Origin of the sequence: Nesterenkonia aurantiaca, from assembly GCF_004364585.1 — a bacterium.
Classification (GTDB): domain Bacteria; phylum Actinomycetota; class Actinomycetes; order Actinomycetales; family Micrococcaceae; genus Nesterenkonia; species Nesterenkonia aurantiaca.
The window spans coordinates 252472-271529 of sequence record NZ_SOAN01000004.1 but is presented as its reverse complement, the minus strand read 5'-3'; the positions used below and the strand labels follow the sequence as shown (position 1 = coordinate 271529).

Genomic DNA, 19058 nt, shown 5'->3' with positions numbered 1-19058 from the left:
TCACGACACCCGTGTGGGCACATCCTCTTGTGGGGTGTGTGTGCGGGGTGTGTGGGTCAGAGACAGAACCCTGCCCCCGGTGTTTGTGGGGGTGGGGTGATAATTGAAGAGTGTTGTTGTGAGTTTAGGTTTACGACACTGGTCGAGTACCCCTCCACAAGTCCCAGAGTGTTCTGGGGTGTGTGGTGGTGTGGGAAAGGGTGCTGGTGTTGTTCTAGAGTTACGGCGGTCATAGCGTGGGGGAAACGCCCGGTCCCATCCCGAACCCGGAAGCTAAGGCCCACTGCGCCGATGGTACTGCACACTGGAGTGTGTGGGAGAGTAGGTCGCCGCCGGACACTATTTGGTAGAGAGGGTTCAAGCCCGGTCCCTTCGGGGACCGGGCTTGACCTGTATTCAGAGCAATTTTGGTCGCGCCGAGGGCTGCGTCATCGTTCTGAGGCGATCGGCCTAGTGCTGCTCAACAATGCGAGCGTTCCTCAGCAACAATGCGTCGCAGTGGTCCATTCATTCGGCCGCCCGGAGAGCTCTTCGGTGCGGCCTTTTTTGTGTTTCAGGGCGCATTCAATTCCGTGTCTGATCGTGCCCGATCCGTGCTTCGCACCCATAACTGCCGCCAGGCCGCCGGTGCCGCTGAAGGCGGTATCCTGGGATGGCCCTGCGCACGTAATCCAAGGAGAACCAAGAACCTATGCATGACGAGTCCTACGGCGACCGCCCAAGGCCCCCGCGCAACCCGCGCGACCTCCGCCGGTCCAACAGCGAGGATCGCACGCGTTCTCCCGAGATCGACGAGGATGTCACCGGCAAAGAGCTGGACCGGGCGGCCCTGTTGCAGCTGCGCACCCTGGACGACACGAACCGTCCCTGGGTGGCCAAGCACCTGGTGATGGCCGGCCGTCTGGTCGACATCGCCCCCGAGGTCGCGTTCCAGCACGCACTCGCCGCCTCCCGCCGCGGCGGACGCCTCGGCATCGTCCGCGAAGCCGTAGGTCTGACTGCCTATGCCGCCGGGGACTTCGCCGAGGCGCTGCGCGAGCTGCGCACCTACCGCCGGATCAGCGGCGACCAGACCCACCTGCCGGTCCTGGCCGACTGCGAACGCGGACTCGGCCGTCCCGAGAAGGCCATCGAGCTCTCCCAGTCCGAGGAGGTGGCCGCGCTGACCGGCCCGGTGCGCGCCGAGATGGCCATGGTCGTCTCCGGGGCGTACACCGATCTGGGGGACCACGCCTCAGCCGTGACCGCGCTGGAGGTCCCAGAGCTCGACATCAACCGGGCCTTCAGCTTCTCGCCCCGGCTCTTCACCGCCTACGCCGCGGTCCTTGAGACCGTGGGTCGGGAGGAGGAGGCCCAGCGCTGGCGCGAGCAGGCCTTCGCCGCAGAACGAGCCCTGGGCTCCGGGGCATTCGAAGATCCCGAGATCCTCGACTTCGACGATGAGCCTGCCGATCTGCCCAAGGTCAAGGACGTCCTGGGCCGTTCCAAGGGTCGCGATCAGGGCAGGGACCAGGACCGCCGGCGCGGAGGGCGTGCATGACCCCGAGTCTCCTCGACTCCTATGACGGAGTGCTCTTCGATCTCGACGGAGTTCTCTACGCCGGACCTCACGCGATCCCCGGGGCTGCACACGCCGTGGAACAGCTGGTGAGCCGGGGCGTGCCTCGCGGATACGTCACCAACAACGCCTCCCGCTCCGCCGAACAGGTCGCCACCCATCTCAACGAGCTGGGCATCCCTGCGCTGACCCATGAGGTCTTCGGGTCTGCCCCCGCAGGGATCGCCCTGCTCAGTGCGGCCCTGGATCCAGGCGCGAGTGTGCTGGTCACCGGCAGCCGGTACCTGCGCACTCTGGTTCAGGACGCTGGGTTCAGCATCGCCGAATCTGCGGCGGATCATCCTGCGGCAGTCATCCAGGGTTTTGACCCCACTCTTGGCTGGGCAGACCTCGCGGAGGCCGCCTATGCAGTGAACAACGGAGCCCAGTGGTTCGCCACCAACCTGGATCTCAGCATTCCCCGCGAGCGGGGGATCGCCCCAGGCAACGGCGCTCTGGTCGAGGCCGTGGGACGCGCCACCGGAAAGACTCCCACCGCGGCCGGCAAACCGGAACCGGTGATGTTCACCCAGGCGGCCGACTCGCTGAAGATGCAGCGACCCCTGGTGATCGGAGACCGGCTCGACACCGACGTGCTCGGCGGGAACAGGGCCGGCTTCGACACCGCGCTGGTCCTGACCGGGATCGACACTGCGGCCGCGGCCGAGCAGGCCCAGGACTCCATGCGGCCCGACTGGATCCTGGCTGAGCTCCGGCAGCTCTTCGACGGGTCCCACCGGGCGCTGCAGGAACCCGCCGGGACATGACCGAGCCGCACCAGCAGCCGCCGCACCACCAGCCGGAGCAGGACCAGCAGCGTTCCGAGGAGCCCACGCTGAGCCTCGACGAGCTCGAGACCGAGATTGCCCAGGCGGAGACCCTGATCCAGGACCTGAACCAGCGGCTCAAGCAGACCGCGGAGGACCGCTGATGAGCGATGCACTCCGGCTGGACAAGGCCATGGTCGCCCGAGGACTTGTCCCCAGCCGCACTCGCGCCGGAGCACTGATCGCCCAGGGACAGGTCACTGTGGACGGAGCCGTCATCCACAAGGCCTCCACCCCCGTGAGGGCCCACCAGCCCATCGCGGTCGCGCACCAAGACCCCTGGGTCAGCCGCTCCGCGCATAAGCTCGACGGCGTCCTCACCGCCTCCCCGGAGATCGACGTTCAGGACCGCCGGTGTCTCGACGCCGGGGCCTCCACCGGCGGCTTCACCCAGGTGCTGCTCGAGCGCGGAGCCCGCGAGGTGGTCGCCGTCGACGTCGGGCACGACCAGCTGCACCCTCAGCTTGTTGCAGACCCCCGGGTGCAGAACCACGAAGGCCTGAACCTGCGCCGGCTCAAACCGGCGGACCTGGGGGAGCCCTTCGAGCTGATCGTCGCGGACCTCTCCTTCATCTCGCTGCGCCTGGTGATTCCCGCCCTGGCCGGACAGGCCGCCGAGGGTGCGGACCTGCTGCTCATGGTGAAGCCGCAGTTCGAGATCGGCCGCGAGCGGCTGGGCCGCACCGGGGTGGTCTCGAGCCCGCTGCTGCGCCGTGAGGCCGTCGAAGGGGTGCTCGCCGCGGCCCAGGCCCAACAGCTGCAGCTGATCGAGATCCACCGCTCCGGCCTGCCGGGACAGGACGGAAACGTCGAGTTCTTCGTGCACCTGCGCCGGGTCGAACATGCGGGGCCCGCCCCCGCCGAGGCGCAGCGGCTCAGGAGCGATAGGCTGGGCTCGGTCGAGTTCGACTGAAGGAGGCTCCATGACCAGAGAGATCCTGCTGCTTGCTCACACGGGTCGGCGCGATGCCGTGGAGGCGGCGGTCACCGTCGCCGAGCGGTTGCACAGCGCCGGACTGCGCCCCGTGATGATGGAGCGGGACATCGCCTCCTTGAACCATGTCATCGGCGACCGGCTGCGCGAAGTGTCGCTTGCAGTGGCCGAACGCGAGGTGGCCCTGGCGGACTGCGAGGTCGGCATGGTGCTCGGCGGTGACGGGTCCATCCTGCGCGCCGCAGACCTGGTCCGCGGAGCCGGACTGCCGCTGATGGGCGTCAACCTCGGCCACGTCGGCTTCCTCGCTGAATCCGAACGCACCGAACTCGACGCCTCCGTGCAGTGGGTGGTGGACCAGAACTACACCGTGGAGCGCCGGATGGCGCTGGACGTGCAGGTCTGGCACGCCGGACGCCACGTGGGCAGCAGCTGGGCGCTGAACGAGGCCAGCATCGAGAAGCAGTCCCGTGAACGCATGATCGACCTGATCATCGAGATCGACGGCAGGCCCGTCTCCGCATTCGGCTGCGACGGGGTGGTCATGGCCACCCCCACCGGCTCCACCGCCTACGCCTTCTCCGCCGGAGGACCGGTGGTCTGGCCCGAGGTCCAGGCCCTGGTGATGGTGCCGATCTCCGCCCACGCGCTGTTCTCCCGCCCGCTGGTGACCGATCCCGATTCGATCATGGCCGTTGAGGTCCTGCAGCGCGAGGACGAACAAGGCGTGCTCTGGTGCGACGGCCGCCGCTTCATGGAGCTGCCCCCGGGCTCCCGGGTGGAGGTCACCCGCTCCGCCGAACCGGTGCTGCTGGCCAGGGTGCACCAGACGCCCTTCTCCGAACGGCTCGTCGACAAGTTCAACCTGCCCACCAGCGGCTGGCGCGGACCCGTGGACCCGGCCAACCAGGTCGAGACCCCCGACGCGTTCCACCGCGGAGAGGTGGCGAAGCGGTGATCGACTACGTCACCATCCGCGACCTCGGCGTGATCGAACACGCCGAGCTCCCACTCAACGCCGGGCTCAACGTGGTCACCGGTGAGACAGGCGCCGGCAAGACCATGGTGGTCACCGCGCTGGGACTGCTGCTCGGTGCTCGCGCCGAGGCCGCCGCCATCCGATCCGGCGCCCCCCAGGCCGTGGTGGACGCCGGGCTCACCGTGCCGGCCAGACACCGCTGCGTGGGACTCGCCCGCGAGGCCGGCGCCTGGCTGCAGACCCCCGAAGACACGGCACAGGCCGACCAGACAGCCGACGGCGCAGGTGCAGCCGAGGCCGCAGGCACAGCCGGCAACACAGATCCTGCAGACGCGGAGGATCCGGCCTCCGCAGACCAACCAGACGCGGCCGATCCAGCCTCCGCAGACCAACCAGACGCGGCCGATCCAGCCTCCGCAGACCAGCCGGGGGAGGTCGAGATCCTGCTCGGGCGCACGCTCAGCGCCAAGGGCCGCAGCCGCGCCAGCGTGAGCGGACGCAACGTGCCCATCGCGCTGCTCGGAGAGATCGGCAGCTCCCTGGTCACCGTGCACGGGCAGAGCGACCAGCTGCGGCTGCGCTCCACCACCGCCCAGCGCCGCGCCCTGGACCGGTACGCCGGGGTCGAGTTCGCCGCCGCGCTCGCGCAGTACAAGCAGAAGTTCACCGGCTACCAGGTCAAGGTCGCTGAGCTCGAGGAGATCACCACCAACGAGCGTGAACGACGCCGGGAGGCCGAGCAGCTCCAGCTCGCCCTGGAACAGATCGACGCCGTGGAGCCGCTGCCCGGGGAGGATCACGAGCTGAAGACCGAGTCGCTGAAGCTGGAGAACGTCGAGGGCCTGCGCGAGGCCGCCCGCTCCGCCCAGCTGGCCCTCTCCGGACCCGATGCCGCCGAGGCGCTGGATGACGTCCCCCACGCGGTGGCACTGGTCGAATCCGCCGCCACGGCCCTGGCCGCAGTGCGGGACCAGGACCAGGAGCTCGGCGAGATCGCCGAGCAGATCTCCTCGGTCTCCAGCCTGCTCAACGACGCCGCCTCCGAACTGGGCATCTATGCCGCGCATCTGGATGAATCCGGACCGGAGCGCCTCGCCGCGGTCCACCAGCGCAGAGCCGACCTTGAACGACTGATCCGGCTCTACGGACCCGACATCGACGCCGTGCTGGTCTGGGCGCAGGAAGCCCGCGCCCGGCTGCACAATCTGCAGTCCGACTCCGACCGGATCGAAGAGCTCAGCGCCGAGCTCGAGGAGCTGCAGGCGCGGCTGTGGACCGAGGCCGAAGAGCTGCGTCGTCGTCGGACCGAGGCCGGAGCGCAGCTCGGAGCCGCCGTCGGTGACGAGCTGGCGGCACTGGCCATGCCGCGGGCGCGGATGGTCCTGGAGGTCACCGAGACCGCCGAGCTGGGACCAGAGGGCGCCGACACCGTCGCGATGCTCCTGGCCCCGCACCCGGGTGCCGATCCGCTGCCGCTGGGCAAGGGCGCCTCCGGAGGTGAGCTCTCCCGGGTGATGTTGGCCCTGGAGGTGGTCCTCGCCGAGGGCTCCGAGACCGAGACCTTCATCTTCGACGAGGTCGACGCCGGGGTGGGCGGCAAGGCGGCCGTGCAGATCGGACGCCGGCTCGCGATGCTCGCCAAGCACCGCCAGGTCATCGTGGTCACCCACCTGCCCCAGGTCGCGGCCTACGCGCAGAACCACATCCGGGTGTTCAAAGCCTCGGTGCGCGATGATTCAGCCTCCGGCGGCTTCACCGCCTCCGACGTCACCGCCCTGGACGAGGAGCAGCGGGTCAGCGAACTGGCCCGGATGCTGGCCGGACAGGAAGACTCCGAATCGGCCCGCGCCCACGCCCGGGAGCTGATCAGCGCAGCCGCTGCGCCCTAGCTCACGTCCGTGGCACTACATCCAGCTCCCGTTCACTGTTAGGATCGAACTCCGTGGTGCAGAGAAACAGTTCCAGGAACCAGACCAGCCTCCCTACTAGTCGACAGATCTTTGTCACAGGAGGTGTGGTCTCCTCCCTCGGCAAGGGTCTGACCGCCTCCTCCCTGGGGCATCTGCTCCGGGCCCGTGGCCTCTCCGTGGTCATGCAGAAGCTCGATCCCTATCTCAATGTGGATCCCGGCACGATGAACCCGTTCCAGCACGGCGAGGTCTTCGTCACCGAAGACGGCGCCGAGACGGACCTGGACATCGGACACTACGAGCGTTTCCTCGATGAGAATCTCGACGGGCTCAACAACGTGACCACCGGTCAGATCTACTCCACGGTCATCGAGAAGGAACGCCGCGGCGACTATCTCGGCGACACCGTGCAGGTCATCCCGCACATCACCGACGAGATCAAGCGCCGGATGCGGCTGCCCGCCGAGGGCAAGGACGCCCCGGATGTGATCATCACCGAGATCGGCGGCACCGTCGGGGACATCGAGTCCCAGCCGTTCCTCGAAGCCGCCCGCCAGGTCCGCCAAGACATCGGCCGGCAGAACGTCTTCTTCCTCCATGTCTCCCTGGTGCCCTACATCGGCCCCAGCCAGGAGCTCAAGACCAAGCCCACCCAGCACTCGGTGGCCGCGCTGCGCTCGATCGGCATCCAGCCCGACGGGATCGTGCTGCGCAGCGACCGCGAGCTGCCCGCAGAGATCCGCGGCAAGATCTCGCGGATGTGCGACGTGGCAGAGGACGCGGTCATCAACTGCGCCGACGCCCCGAGCATCTACGACATCCCGCGGATCCTGCACCGCCAGGCGATGGACGCCTACGTGGTCCAGGCGCTGGACCTGAAGTTCAAGGACGTGGACTGGTCCAAGTGGTCCAAGCTGCTTAACGTGGTGCACAACCCGGACCACGAGATCGAGGTGGCGCTGGTCGGCAAGTACATCGACCTGCCCGATGCCTACCTCTCGGTCACCGAGGCGCTGCGCGCCGGCGGCTTCGCGCACAGCACCAAGACCAAGATCCGCTGGGTCGCCTCTGACCTGTGCGCCTCCGAGGAGGGCGCGGCCAAGGCGCTGGAGGGCGTGGACGCGATCTGCGTGCCCGGCGGCTTCGGCGTGCGCGGACTCGACGGCAAGATCGGCGCGCTGCGCCATGCCCGAGTCCACGGCATCCCGGCGCTGGGCCTGTGCCTGGGTCTGCAGACCATGGTCATCGAATACGCCCGCAATGTGCTGGGCCTGAGCGAGGCGAGCTCCACCGAGTTCGATCCGCAGACGGCCTACCCGGTGATCGCCACCATGGCCGAGCAGGAGGCCATCGTCGAGGGCGCCGGGGACCTGGGCGGCACCATGCGCCTGGGCTCCTACGAGGCGAAGCTCACCGAGGGCTCCGTGGTCGCCGAGACCTACGGCAGCACCGAGATCACCGAGCGGCACCGGCACCGCTACGAGGTCAACAACACCTACCGCGAGCAGCTCGCCGAGGCGGGGCTGGTCTTCTCCGGCACCTCCCCGGACGGCACGCTCGTGGAGTTCGTGGAGCTGCCCAAGGAGACGCACCCGTACTACGTCTCCACCCAGGCGCACCCCGAGCTGAAGTCCCGCCCGACCAACGCCCACCCGCTCTTCGCCGGCCTGATCCGCGCGGGACTGGACCGGCAGCTCGCCCAGGGCGGACGCGGCTAACACCATGGCCGACCAGGACGGTTCCGCCGCTCCTGATCATGCACGGGAACGGCACCTCCAGCGACGCGCGGAGGTGCCGTCCTCGTCTGTGGGGGCCGAGATCGAGGACTACCTCACCCACCTCAGGATCGAGCGCGGCTCCGCGGCGAACACGCTGAGCTCCTACCGCAACGACCTGCTGCGCTACGGGGCGTTCCTTCTCGAGCGCGAGATCACCGCGCTGCGCGCCATCGACGAGACGCTGATCGCGGACTTCCTGCAGCGGCTGAGCACCGGCGACGACGGCGGCTCGGCCCTGTCCCAGCGCTCGATGGCCCGGGTACTGGCCTCGGTGCGCGGAGCACACCGGTATTGGGCCGGGGAGGGCCGGACCACCCACGACCCGGCCAAACATGTCGCCGCACCCAAGCCGCGCCAGTCCCTGCCCAAGGCGCTCAGCGTGGACGAGGTCACCCGACTGCTCGACGCGCCCAGCCGGGACACCGAGCTGGGCCGCCGCGATCGGGCGCTGCTGGAGTTCCTCTACGCCACCGGCGCGCGGATCACCGAGGCGGTGAGCCTGGACGTCGATGACATCCACGAGATCCGCGCCGCTCCGGTCGGTGCTGGCGGCGCCCCGACGACGCCGGGCTCTTCAGCCGAGCCGGGCTCGTCAGCAGGGCCGGGCTCGTCAGCAGAGCCGGGCGGGACGGACGGGCTGGTGATCGTGCGGGTGACCGGCAAGGGCGATAAGCAGCGGATGGTGCCGGTGGGGCGCTATGCCCAGCAGGCGATCAACGACTATCTCACCGCTGGCCGGCCGGGCCTGGCCGCGCGGATCGGACGCCGCGCGCCGTCGCCCGGGCTGTTCCTGAACAAGCTCGGCGGCAGACTCTCCCGGCAGTCGGCCTGGACCGTGCTGCAGAACCACGCCGCCGCCGCAGAGATCACCCAGGAGGTCTCCCCGCACACGCTGCGCCACTCCTGCGCGACCCACCTGCTCGAAGGCGGCGCCGGGATCCGACTGGTCCAGGAGATGCTGGGCCACGCCTCGGTGACCACCACGCAGATCTACACGAAGGTCACCGCCGAGGCGCTGCAGGAGAGCTACGCCACCGCCCACCCGCGCGCCCGCTAGACGCGCGCCCACCGAGGCGCATTCCCGGGCCCACCCGCGTTTATGAGCCAACCCGCGTCTATGGGTCGCTAACGGGTGGAATGACGCCTGCTGCGTGCGCCATTCCACCCGTTATCGCCCCAGGATGGTGGTTCCTCGAGGTGATGCCTCAGAGGTGGCGCTCGTCCGGCCCGTTATAGGCGCTCAGCGGGCGGATCAGCGCGTTGTTCGCGCGCTGCTCCGCGATATGCGCCGTCCAACCGGTGATCCGCGCAGCGATGAACAGCGGGGTGAACATCTCGGTGTCGAATCCCATCAGGTGATAGGTCGGCCCGGTGGGGTAGTCCAGGTTGGGCAGGATGTTCTTGGCCTCGCCCATCGCGGCTTCGAGCCCGTCGTAGAGGCCCATCAGCTCGCCGCGGCCGTAGTACTCCACCATCGCGTCCAGCGCCTGCTTCATGGTCGGCACCCGGGAGTCCCCGGACTTGTAGACCCGGTGGCCGAAGCCCATCACCTTGCGCTTCTCGGTCAGGGCCTGCTCCATCCAGGCTTTGGCCCGGGCCGCAGCATCCTCGCGGGTCTCGGCCGGGTCGATGCCGATCTCCTCGAAGGTATGCATCACCGCCTCGTTGGCACCGCCGTGCAGCGGGCCCTTGAGCGCACCGATCGCCGCGGTGACCGCCGAGTGCAGATCCGCCAGGGTGGAGGTCACCACCCGTGCGGTGAAGGTCGAGGCATTGAAGGAGTGCTCGGCGTAGAGCACCATCGAGACGCGGAAGGCGTCGACCACCTCCTCGGGGGCCTCCTCGCCGAAGGTCATCCAGAGGAAGTTCTGCGAATAGTCCAGATCCTGGCGCGGCTCGACCAGCTCCAGACCCCGACGGCGGCGCTGGTCATAGGCGACCACGGCGGGGAACGCGGCGAAGAGCTCCTTGGCCTTGGTCAGCTCTGCCTCGGGTGAGGAGTCCTCCGAGAGCGGGTGGTTCGCGCCGAGCACCGAGACCGCCGTGCGCCCGACATCCATCGGGTGGCAGTCCAGGGGCAGCAGGTCGATCGCGGAGCGGACCCGGGGGTCCAGCGCGCGGTGGGAGCGCTCGAAGTCGCGGAACTCCTGCTTCTCGGCCGCGCTGGGCAGCTCGCCGTTCCAGAGCAGCAGCGCCACCTCTTCGAAGGAGAGCGCTGCGGCCAGCTCCTGCACCGGGTAGCCCCGGTAGAGCAGCGAGTTCGATTCGGGGTTCACCTTTGAGACGGCGGTGTGATCTGCGACCACACCAGCCAGTCCCTTATAGATCTGCTCGGTCATGCGTGACCTCCTTGGGTCATTGCGGGGTCTCTAGGTGTTCAGCTCGTGCACGTCAGGGACGTCGAAATTGAAGATCCCGGTATCGAAGGCGTTGTATCCCTCGTAGTCGACCAGATCGTAGAGCCGTGCTCGGGTCATCATCTGATCCACTGCGGCCTCCTGGGAACCTTCAGCGGCCAGGGTGTCCAGCGTGCGTTCGATCGCGCCCATCGCCGAGCGCAGCGAGGTCACCGGATAGATCACCATGGCGACCCCGGTCTCGGCGAGCTGATCGCGGGTGAACAGCGGGGACTTCCCGAACTCGGTCATGTTCGCGAGCACCGGGACGTCCACCGCAGCGCAGACCGCGGCGAACTCGCTGAGGTCCTTCATCGCCTCCGGGAAGATCGCGTCCGCCCCGGCGTCGACCAGGGCCTTGGCCCGCTCGATCGCGGCGTCGAGACCTTCGACGGCGCGCAGGTCGGTGCGCGCCATGATCAGGAAGTTCTCATCACGCCGTCCGCGGGCGGCCGCAGCCACCCGCTTCGTGGCGGTCTGCAGGTCCACCAGGTTCTTCCCGTCCAGGTGTCCGCAGCGCTTGGGGTTGAACTGGTCCTCGATATGACAGCCCGCGAGTCCGGCGTCCTCGAGCTCCTGGACCGAGCGTGCCACGTTCATCGGTTCCCCGAATCCGGTGTCGGCGTCGACCAGGGCCGGCAGATTGGTGGCCCGGGCGATCTGCCCGGCCCGCTGGGCGACCTCGCTCAGCGTGGTCAGCCCGATATCGGGCAGGCCCAGCTCGTTGGCCAGGACCGCGCCGGAGATGTAGATCCCGTCGAAGCCCTTCTGCTCGATCAGCGGGGCCGAGAGCGGGGTGAAGGTGCCCGGGAACTGACGCGCCGCGCCGGGGGTGAGCATGGCGCGCAGATCAAGCCGCTTCTGCGCGGGGGTGATGGTGGAATACAGCATGGCCTAGAACAGTCCCTTCGGTGAGGCGGAGGGGTCGATGACCCCGGTGGCCGCGAAGATGTTGAGCTGATCGAGCTGACCGGCCGGGATCGTCTCCAGACCCTCGGCCGCGCCGAGGAAGCGCTCGATCTCCGCCTCGGCGATCACACCCTCCGCCAGGCTGCGGAACTTCGCGATGTACTGCTCCCGAGCGAAGGGCCTCGCGCCCAGCGGGTGGGCGTCGGCCACGGCGATCTCATCGGTGATCACCTCGCCGGTGTGCAGTCGGATCTCCACGGACCCGCCGAAGGCCTTCTCTGCGATATCGGTGGAGTGGTACCGCCGGGTCCATTCCGGGTCCTCCTCGGTGGTGACCTTGTGCCAGAGCGCGACGGTGTCCTCGCGCTGCGCGCGCTCTGGGGTGTAGGAGTCCACGTGATGCCAGGCGCCGTCCTGCAGCGCCACGGTGAAGATATACGGGATGGAGTGATCCAGCGTCTCGCGGGAGGCGGTGGGATCGTACTTCTGCGGGTCGTTCGCCCCGGAGCCGATCACGTAGTGGGTGTGATGGCTGGTGCGGATCAGCACCGAGTCCACCTGCGCAGGGTCGGTGACCTGCGGGTGGGCGTGATGCAGCCGGCGAGCCAGATCGATCCAGGCCTGCGCCTGGTACTCCGCGGAGTGCTCCTTGGTATAGGTGTCCAGGATCGCCCGCTTGGACTCCCCGCGCTCTGGCAGCGGCACCTCGTAGGAGGCGTCCGGCCCGTCGAGCAGCCAGGCGATGACCCCGTCCTCGCCCTCATAGATCGGCACCGGGGAGGTCTGCCCGCGCATCGCGCGATCCACGGATTCCACGGCCATCTTCGCGGCGAAGGCCGGGGCGTGGGCCTTCCAGGTGGAGATCTCGCCCTTGCGGGACTGCCGGGTCGCGGTGGTGGTGTGCAGCGCCTGGCCCACAGCCTGGAAGATCGTCTCGGCGTCGAGATCGAGCAGGGTGCCGATGCCGGCCGCGGCGGAGGGTCCGAGGTGCGCCACGTGGTCGATCTTGTGCTTGTGCAGCGAGATCGCCTTGACCAGGTCCACCTGGATCTCGTAACCGGTGGCGATGCCACGGATCAGCTCCGGTCCGGAGGCTCCGGTGTGCTGGGCCGCGGCCAGCAAGGCCGGAATGTTGTCCCCTGGGTGGGAGTACTCGGCGGCCAGGAAGGTGTCGTGATAATCCAGCTCGCGCACGGCGACACCATTGGCCCAGGCGGCCCACTCGGGGCTGGTCTTCGTCTCGATGCCGAAGATCGAGGCGCCGGAACCGTTGGCGGAGACCGAATGGTCCAGCGCCTGAGCGCGCGCGGCGACGATCGGGGCCCGATTCAGCGAGGCCACCGCCACCGACGCGTTGTCGATGATCCGGTTGATCACCATCTCGGTGACCTCCGCATCCACCTCCACCGGGTCGACGGCGACCTGGGCGATCTTCCAGGCGAGCTGGTCCTGCCGGGGAAGGTTCTCGTCACTGCGGTAGACCCGTACGTTATGCGTGATCATGCTGGTGGTTCCTCTCGATTCGGAGTCAGGCGTCGTTGCTGCTGTGTTGTGCCGTGGCGTGCTGGGCGGTCTCGGGTTGAATTCTCTCGGGCTGGATTCTCTTGTGCTGGGCCGTGATGTAGGCGAGGCTGCGGCGCAGATGGATCAGCATCGCGGCGCCCGCGGTGTCGGGGTCTCCGGAGGCGATGGCGGTGCACACCTCGCGGTGCTCCCGGGCCGAGGCCGCCAGTCGTTCGGGCGCGTGCTGAGAGAGCCGTCGGGCCCGGACCAGGTGGGCGCGCATGCTGCGCAGAGCCAGACTCAGATAGGGATTGGCCACCGCCTCGGAGACCGCCTCGTCGAGCTCCTCGGTGAGCGCGTAGTAGTGCTCGTCGGCCTGGGCCGGATCCCGCTCGCGCTGACGCGCGCGAAGCGTCTGCTCCGCCGCGGTGAAGCGCTCCGCGAGCGCAGTGAACCGAACCGGGTCTCCACGTTCTGCCGCGAGCCGCGCCGACTGGACCTCCAGCGGAAGCCGGAGCTCGAAGAGCAGATCCACGTCTGCCGCCGAGATCGAGCTGACCACCGTGCCCCGCCCTCGGGTCTGGCCGGCGAGGCCGTCGGCGATCAGCCGGGACAACGCCTCACGCAGCGGGGTGCGGGAGAGGCCGAGCCGCTCCGCCTGCTCGACCTCGCCGAGCAGGGTCCCCGGGGTCAGCACCCCGTCGAGGATCTCCTGCCGCAAGGTGTCGTAGGCACGGTCGCTGGCACGCATGACTTGATTGTATACATCGACACGGACTCCAGACAGTGTTCCGGGTGAAAATTCGATGAACACCGGAGATTTGTATACATGGGCCTTTACCTTCTGTGAGGCAGGTCATACCCTGGAAGGTGTCACGCCTCCCCGTCGATGAGCAGGAGCATTCCCATGACCGGTCCGTCCTATCGCGAGCTGCACGCCCGATCGTTGGCCGAGCGCGAGGAGTTCTGGCTCGACGCCGCCGCCCAGATCGACTGGGACCGCGCCCCGGAGCGCGCCCTGGATGACTCTGCGGCACCGATCTATCGCTGGTTCCCCGACGCGAGGCTGAATCTGAGCTACAACTGCCTGGACCGCCACGTCGAGGCCGGACGCGGAGACCAGGCCGCGCTGATCTATGACTCCGCCGTGACCGGGACCGTGCACAGCTACAGCTATGCCGAGCTCACCGCGGAGGTGGCGCAGTGCGCCGGGATGCTCACCGAGCTCGGCGTGGGCGCCGGGGACCGGGTCATCATCTATCTGCCGATGATCCCGCAGGCCCCCATCGCGATGCTCGCCTGCGCGCGGATCGGCGCGGTGCACTCGGTGGTCTTCGGCGGGTTCGCCGCCAAGGAGCTCGCCTCCCGCATCGACGACGCCTCGCCGGACGTCCTGCTCACGGCCACCGGAGGCATCGAGCCCACCCGGAAGGTCGAATACCTGCCCACCGTGGCCGAGGCGCTGCGCCTGGCCACGCACCAGGTCCGCCACGTGGTGGTCCAGGAGCGCGAGGGCTTCGTCCACGGCCTGCAGGAGTTCACCGCAGATTCCGCAGATTCCGCTTCAGACCAGGGGAGCGCGGCGAGCGCGGACCGTGCCGCGGCATGGCACGACTGGGCCGCGCGCTCCGCCCAGGCGCAGCCCGCCGCCCCCGTCACGGTGCGCGCCACCGACCCGCTCTACGTCCTCTACACCTCCGGGACCACCGGTCGACCCAAGGGCGTGGTCCGGGACCAGGGTGGCACCGCCGTCGCGCTGAGCTGGTCGATGCAGGCGATCTACGACGTCGGCCCGGGGGAGACCATGTTCACCGCCTCCGACGTCGGCTGGGTGGTCGGGCATTCCTTCATCGTCTACGGACCGCTGCTGGTCGGGGCGACCACGGTGCTCTACGAGGGCAAACCCGTGGGCACCCCGGACGCCGGCGCGTTCTGGCGGATGATTCAGCAGCACCGAATCACCGCGCTGTTCACCGCGCCCACGGCGCTGCGCGCGATCCGCAAGATCGACCCGGAAGCGGCGCTGGTCGCCGACTACGACATCTCCTCGCTGCGGCACCTCTACGCCGCCGGAGAACGGCTGGACCCGGTCACCCAGCGCTGGATCACCGAGGCCCTGAGGGTCCCGGTGATCGACAACTGGTGGCAGACCGAGACCGGCTGGCCGATCGCGGCCAACCCGGTGGGGATCGAGGCGCTCGCGGTCAAGGAGGGCTCGGCCACCCTGCCGATGGCCGGCTACGACGTGGTGATCCTCGACGCCACCGGGGAGGAGCTGCCGCCGGGGGAGGAGGGCAACATCGCGCTGCGACTGCCGATGCCCCCGGGCACCCTGCCCACGCTCTGGGGTGATGACCAGCGCTACATCGACTCCTACCTCGCGGCGTTCCCCGGGTTCTACGCCACCGGGGACTCCGGCTACCTGGATCCTGACGGCTACCTCTTCGTGATGGGGCGCACCGATGACGTGATCAACGTGGCCGGCCACCGGCTCTCAGCCGGATCAATAGAAGCCGTGGTCGCCTCCCACCCGGCGGTCGCCGAATGCGCGGTGATCGGGCTGCAGGACGAGCTCAAGGGCCAGCGCGCCTCAGGCTTCGTAGTGCTCAAGTCCGGACGCACCGACGATCCGAAGATGCTGCAGGCCGAGCTGACCGCCCTGGTGCGCCGGGACATCGGTCCGGTGGCCGATTTCAAGACGGTCGCGGTGGTCGCCGCGCTGCCGAAGACCCGCTCAGGCAAGATCCTGCGCAAGACCATGCGACAGATCGCCGACGGCGAGCAGGCCCGGGTGCCCTCCACCATCGAGGACGCCTCGGTGCTCGATGATCTGATCCCGGTGCTGCGGCCCCGACGGTAGGCTTGTCGGCGGCGCGTGACCGCGCGCCGGGAGAGTCTCCGCAGCCTGGGCGCCGTGGAGGTGTCACGCGCAGCTGCTCACCGGCTGACGCAGAGGGAGAGCGATGGACCTGGCGCTGTTGGCGGTGGAGCTGCTGGGCACCTTCGCCTTCGCGGTCTCCGGGGCGCTGCTCGCCGCCCGCAAGGGCTTCGACGTCGTGGGTTCGCTGCTGCTGGCCTCCATGGCCGGACTCGGCGGCGGGGTCACACGAGACATCATCATCGGCCAGGGACCCCCGGCCGCCTTCCTGCAGCCGATCTACCTGGCCCCGGTGCTCCTCGCGGTGATCCTGGTGCTCACCGGGCTGCTCCATGAGACCCGGCTGCGCCGGACGCTGCTGGTCTTCGACGCCGTCGGCCTCTCGCTGTTCTGCCTCACCGGCACGGTCATCGCGTTCAACGCCGGGCTCAACGAGATCGCCTGCGTGCTGCTGGGGGTGACCACCGCAGTCGGCGGCGGGGCGATGCGTGACGTGGTGGCCAATGAGACCCCGCAGATCTTCAACCCGCGCGGGGTCTACGCGGTGCCGGCCATGTTCGGGGCCGGGCTGATGGTGATCGTGCTCAGCTACGAGCTGCCGCTGATCTGGGCCGGACTGGTGGTCTCCAGCCTGGTCTTCACGCTGCGGATGATCTCGCTCAAGCGGGGCTGGCGGGTGCCGCTGGCCGGACGCGGCTCCAGCGGCGGCGCGGCCTGAGCGCCTCCGCCGACGCCTGAACCGGCACCTGATCCGACGCCTGAACCGGCGCCTGAACCGGCCGTGCGGTGAACCTTCGAGTGCTACTTCGCCCGCGCATCTTGCCTGGCTCAGGACACGGGGTAACCTGGATAAGTTGTTGTCCGCAGGAGGAAGATGAGGGATCACGTGAGCGAGCCGGGTGCCCGGATGGGCGAAACGCCTGACCGGGAGGTCAACGCGTCGCAGGCCGACCAGCCGACCGAACTCTTCACCATCTACGGCGACGCGATCATGGGCCCCACCGGCCGGCCGAAGCATGACTTCGCCGAGCCCGCCCCGCTGAGCAGCCACGGGCCCGCGCGCGTCATCGCGATGGTCAACCAGAAGGGCGGAGTCGGCAAGACCACCTCCGCGATCAACCTGGGAGCGGCGCTGGCCGAATACGGCCGCCGCGTGCTGATGGTGGACTTCGACCCGCAGGGCGCGCTCTCCGCCGGCTTCGGCACCAGCCCGCATGAGCTCGAGACCACGGTCTACAACGTGCTCATGGAGCGCGAGGTCAAGACCCGCGACGCGATCGTGTCCACCCACGTGGAGAACATCGACCTGCTCCCGGCCAACATCGACCTCTCCGCCGCCGAGGTGCAGCTGGTCAACGAGGTGGCCCGCGAACAGGTCCTGGATCGTGCGCTGCGCCAGGTCCGCAACGACTACGACGTCATCATCATCGACTGCCAGCCCTCGCTGGGTCTGCTCACCGTCAACGCGCTGACCGCCGCCCACGGCGTCGTCATCCCGCTGGAGGCCGAGTACTTCGCGCTGCGCGCTGTGGCGCTGCTGGTGGACACCATCGAGAAGGTCCAGGACCGGTTGAACCCGGACCTGGAGATCGACGGCGTGGTGGTCACCATGGTGGATCTGCGCACCCTGCATGCCCGGGAGGTCATCGCCAGGATCGTCGAGGCCTTCGGCGAGAAGGTCTTCGAGACCGTCATCAAACGCTCGGTGAAGTTCCCCGACGCCACCGTGGCCGCGGAGCCGATCACCGCCTACGCGCATAAGCATGAGGGTGCCAAGGCCTACCGGCAGCTGGCCCGAGAGCTGATCCTTCGAGGTGGATCGCCCTAGTGGCGCAGCCGGCAGCGGGCGCCGCGGCGCGTCCAGATGCCGACGCAGCCGGGGGCCTCGAGCAGCTCGGGACCGACTCCCGGCGCGATTCCACCGGATTCACCGTCTCGCTGACGAACTTCGACGGCCCCTTCGACCTGCTGCTGGGCCTGATCGCCAAGCGCGAGATGGACGTCACCGCGGTGGCGCTCGCCGCGGTGACCGACGAGTTCATCGGCTATGTGCGCGGACTCTCACACCATCAGGCGCTGGATGAGTCCTCGAACTTCATCCTGATCGCCGCCACGCTGCTGGACCTCAAGGCGGCGCAGCTGCTGCCCGGCGGAGAGGTCGAGTCCCAGGAGGATGTCGCCGCCCTGGAGGCCCGCGACCTGCTCTTCGCCCGCCTGCTGCAATACCGGGCGTTCAAACACATCGCCGGACACATCGCCGAGCAGATCCAGGCGCACTCGGACCGCCTCCCGCGCCAGCCCGGGACCCACCCCGAGCTGGCCCAGCTGCTCCCGGAACTGGTCTTCAAGACCACCCCGGAGGACCTGAAGACCATCGCCGAGCGCGCCTTCGCCCGTCCGGCCATGGAGCCGGACCATATCCGGTTCGAGCATCTGCACTCCCACACGGTGGACATCCGGGCCGAGATGGCGGTGATGACTGCGCTGCTGCGTGAGGCCGGCGCGGCCAGCTTCACCGAGCTGATCCGCGAGTCCGAGAGCCGGCTCGTCGTCGTCGTGCGGTTCCTGGGGCTGCTGGAGCTCTACCGGGACCGCGACGTCGAGTTCGAACAGGACGCGCCGCTGGGCGAGCTGCGCGTCCTGTGGTCCGGGCCCGCCAGCGGTGAGATCGCGGCGCTGGACCGGGCGGCCGCGGAATGGGCGGAGCCGGAGTCCGGGCAGTCCCCGAGACCAGCCCCTGAGACGGAGGATGCCGATCATGGCTGAGCCGATCAGCGAGGACCTGCTCGCCGCCGCGGAGGCGGTGCTGATGATCACCGAGGAGCCGGTCACCGCCGTGGAGCTGGCCCAGGTGCTCGAGATCCCCGAACACCAGGTCGTCGCGGTGCTCGATGCGCTGCGCCTGGACCTCGACGGGATCAGCGAGGGCTCCCGGCGCCGCGGCTATGAGCTGCGCGAGATCGCCGGGGGATACCGCTACTACTCCCGCGCCGAGCACGCCGAGCAGGTCTCCGCCTTCGTCCTCGGCGGAGCCACCACCCGGCTCTCCCAGGCCGCACTCGAGACCCTGGCCGTGATCGCCTACCGGCAGCCGGTGGCCCGCTCCCAGGTCGCAGCGATCCGCGGGGTCAACGTCGACGGGGTGGTGCGCACCCTGGTCACCCGCGGCCTGGTGGACACCGCCGGGACCGATCCGCTCACCGGAGCCACCCTGTATGTCACCACCGCGGACCTGCTGGAACGGCTCGGGATCAACTCCGTGCAGGAGCTTCCCCAGCTCTCCCCACACCTGCCCGGCATCGAAGCCGCCGAGGAGCTGGGCCCGCAAGGCTGAGTGGCCGAACCGA

Annotated in this window: 17 protein-coding genes and 1 rRNA gene; 14 read left to right on the top strand and 4 right to left on the bottom strand. The window is 68.9% G+C overall.

Annotated elements, in window-relative coordinates; all coding sequences use genetic code 11:
- Nucleotides 1-221 precede the first annotated feature (221 nt).
- The 9 genes from rrf (at nt 222) to EV640_RS07170 (ending at nt 9082) form a co-directional block, all read left to right on the top strand.
- A 5S ribosomal RNA gene (gene rrf / locus EV640_RS07205) occupies nt 222-338 on the top strand.
- 353 nt (nt 339-691) lie between these two features.
- Nucleotides 692-1540, top strand: a complete 849-nt coding sequence (locus EV640_RS07200; protein WP_200869326.1) for a tetratricopeptide repeat protein — start codon at nt 692-694, stop codon at nt 1538-1540.
- On the top strand, nt 1537-2364 hold the full coding sequence (locus EV640_RS07195; protein WP_051501328.1) for an HAD-IIA family hydrolase: 828 nt from the start codon (nt 1537-1539) through the stop codon (nt 2362-2364). Before EV640_RS07200 ends, EV640_RS07195 begins: the two co-directional genes overlap by 4 nt.
- A complete protein-coding gene (locus EV640_RS13580) occupies nt 2361-2528 on the top strand; it encodes a hypothetical protein (RefSeq protein ID WP_166645881.1) in 168 nt (55 codons plus the stop codon). The genes EV640_RS07195 and EV640_RS13580 overlap by 4 nt, the downstream gene beginning before the upstream one ends.
- A complete protein-coding gene (locus EV640_RS07190) occupies nt 2528-3337 on the top strand; it encodes a TlyA family RNA methyltransferase (protein WP_036476516.1) in 810 nt (269 codons plus the stop codon). The genes EV640_RS13580 and EV640_RS07190 overlap by 1 nt, the downstream gene beginning before the upstream one ends.
- A 10-nt stretch (nt 3338-3347) precedes the next feature.
- A complete protein-coding gene (locus tag EV640_RS07185) occupies nt 3348-4316 on the top strand; it encodes an NAD kinase (protein ID WP_084479658.1) in 969 nt (322 codons plus the stop codon).
- Nucleotides 4313-6226 (top strand): DNA repair protein RecN, encoded by a 1914-nt coding sequence (locus EV640_RS13845; protein ID WP_133726151.1) that lies wholly within the window; start codon nt 4313-4315, stop codon nt 6224-6226. The genes EV640_RS07185 and EV640_RS13845 overlap by 4 nt, the downstream gene beginning before the upstream one ends.
- Nucleotides 6227-6261: 35 nt before the next feature.
- Nucleotides 6262-7965 (top strand): CTP synthase, encoded by a 1704-nt coding sequence (locus EV640_RS07175; protein WP_036476514.1) that lies wholly within the window; start codon nt 6262-6264, stop codon nt 7963-7965.
- Between the two features lie 73 nt (nt 7966-8038).
- Nucleotides 8039-9082, top strand: coding sequence for a site-specific tyrosine recombinase XerD (locus EV640_RS07170; RefSeq protein WP_341802710.1), 1044 nt, complete (start codon nt 8039-8041; stop codon nt 9080-9082).
- A gap of 148 nt (nt 9083-9230) precedes the next feature.
- On the opposite strand, the gene EV640_RS07165 is transcribed toward EV640_RS07170, so the two are convergent.
- From EV640_RS07165 to EV640_RS07150, 4 genes are read right to left on the bottom strand one after another with little or no spacing between them, the layout of a single operon-like run.
- Nucleotides 9231-10364, bottom strand: a complete 1134-nt coding sequence (locus tag EV640_RS07165; protein ID WP_036476510.1) for a bifunctional 2-methylcitrate synthase/citrate synthase — start codon at nt 10362-10364, stop codon at nt 9231-9233.
- A 30-nt stretch (nt 10365-10394) separates the two neighbouring features.
- Nucleotides 10395-11312 (bottom strand): methylisocitrate lyase, encoded by a 918-nt coding sequence (gene prpB, locus EV640_RS07160; protein WP_036476507.1) that lies wholly within the window; start codon nt 11310-11312, stop codon nt 10395-10397.
- Between the two features lie 3 nt (nt 11313-11315).
- Entirely contained in the window at nt 11316-12833 is a 1518-nt protein-coding gene (locus tag EV640_RS07155; RefSeq protein ID WP_036476505.1) for an MmgE/PrpD family protein, read from the bottom strand.
- Nucleotides 12834-12858: 25 nt separating this feature from the next.
- On the bottom strand, nt 12859-13584 hold the full coding sequence (locus EV640_RS07150; protein WP_036476503.1) for a GntR family transcriptional regulator: 726 nt from the start codon (nt 13582-13584) through the stop codon (nt 12859-12861).
- A gap of 156 nt (nt 13585-13740) precedes the next feature.
- Here EV640_RS07150 and EV640_RS07145 point away from each other — a divergent pair, with 156 nt between their 5' ends.
- From EV640_RS07145 to scpB, 5 genes are all read left to right on the top strand, one after another.
- Entirely contained in the window at nt 13741-15693 is a 1953-nt protein-coding gene (locus EV640_RS07145) for an AMP-binding protein (protein ID WP_051501327.1), read from the top strand.
- A 103-nt stretch (nt 15694-15796) separates the two neighbouring features.
- A complete protein-coding gene (locus EV640_RS07140; protein WP_036476500.1) occupies nt 15797-16429 on the top strand; it encodes a trimeric intracellular cation channel family protein in 633 nt (210 codons plus the stop codon).
- Between the two features lie 273 nt (nt 16430-16702).
- Entirely contained in the window at nt 16703-17539 is an 837-nt protein-coding gene (locus EV640_RS07135) for a ParA family protein (protein WP_243832257.1), read from the top strand.
- Nucleotides 17539-18477, top strand: a complete 939-nt coding sequence (locus EV640_RS07130; protein ID WP_243832255.1) for a segregation and condensation protein A — start codon at nt 17539-17541, stop codon at nt 18475-18477. The genes EV640_RS07135 and EV640_RS07130 overlap by 1 nt, the downstream gene beginning before the upstream one ends.
- On the top strand, nt 18470-19045 hold the full coding sequence (gene scpB, locus EV640_RS07125; protein WP_036476499.1) for an SMC-Scp complex subunit ScpB: 576 nt from the start codon (nt 18470-18472) through the stop codon (nt 19043-19045). The genes EV640_RS07130 and scpB overlap by 8 nt, the downstream gene beginning before the upstream one ends.
- The last annotated feature ends 13 nt before the right edge of the window (nt 19046-19058 follow it).

Bases quoted from the DNA above. Each gene is read 5' to 3' on its own strand.
- EV640_RS07150 (WP_036476503.1), bottom strand. From the start codon at position 13,584: ATGCGTGCCAGCGACCGTGCCTACGACACCTTGCGGCAGGAGATCCTC.
- scpB (WP_036476499.1), top strand. From the start codon at position 18,470: ATGGCTGAGCCGATCAGCGAGGACCTGCTCGCCGCCGCGGAGGCGGTG.
- EV640_RS07195 (WP_051501328.1), top strand. From the start codon at position 1,537: ATGACCCCGAGTCTCCTCGACTCCTATGACGGAGTGCTCTTCGATCTC.
- EV640_RS07145 (WP_051501327.1), top strand. From the start codon at position 13,741: ATGACCGGTCCGTCCTATCGCGAGCTGCACGCCCGATCGTTGGCCGAG.
- EV640_RS07200 (WP_200869326.1), top strand. From the start codon at position 692: ATGCATGACGAGTCCTACGGCGACCGCCCAAGGCCCCCGCGCAACCCG.
- EV640_RS07155 (WP_036476505.1), bottom strand. From the start codon at position 12,833: ATGATCACGCATAACGTACGGGTCTACCGCAGTGACGAGAACCTTCCC.
- EV640_RS07185 (WP_084479658.1), top strand. From the start codon at position 3,348: ATGACCAGAGAGATCCTGCTGCTTGCTCACACGGGTCGGCGCGATGCC.
- EV640_RS13580 (WP_166645881.1), top strand. From the start codon at position 2,361: ATGACCGAGCCGCACCAGCAGCCGCCGCACCACCAGCCGGAGCAGGAC.
- EV640_RS07135 (WP_243832257.1), top strand. From the start codon at position 16,703: ATGGGCCCCACCGGCCGGCCGAAGCATGACTTCGCCGAGCCCGCCCCG.
- EV640_RS07165 (WP_036476510.1), bottom strand. From the start codon at position 10,364: ATGACCGAGCAGATCTATAAGGGACTGGCTGGTGTGGTCGCAGATCAC.
- prpB (WP_036476507.1), bottom strand. From the start codon at position 11,312: ATGCTGTATTCCACCATCACCCCCGCGCAGAAGCGGCTTGATCTGCGC.
- EV640_RS07190 (WP_036476516.1), top strand. From the start codon at position 2,528: ATGAGCGATGCACTCCGGCTGGACAAGGCCATGGTCGCCCGAGGACTT.
- EV640_RS07140 (WP_036476500.1), top strand. From the start codon at position 15,797: ATGGACCTGGCGCTGTTGGCGGTGGAGCTGCTGGGCACCTTCGCCTTC.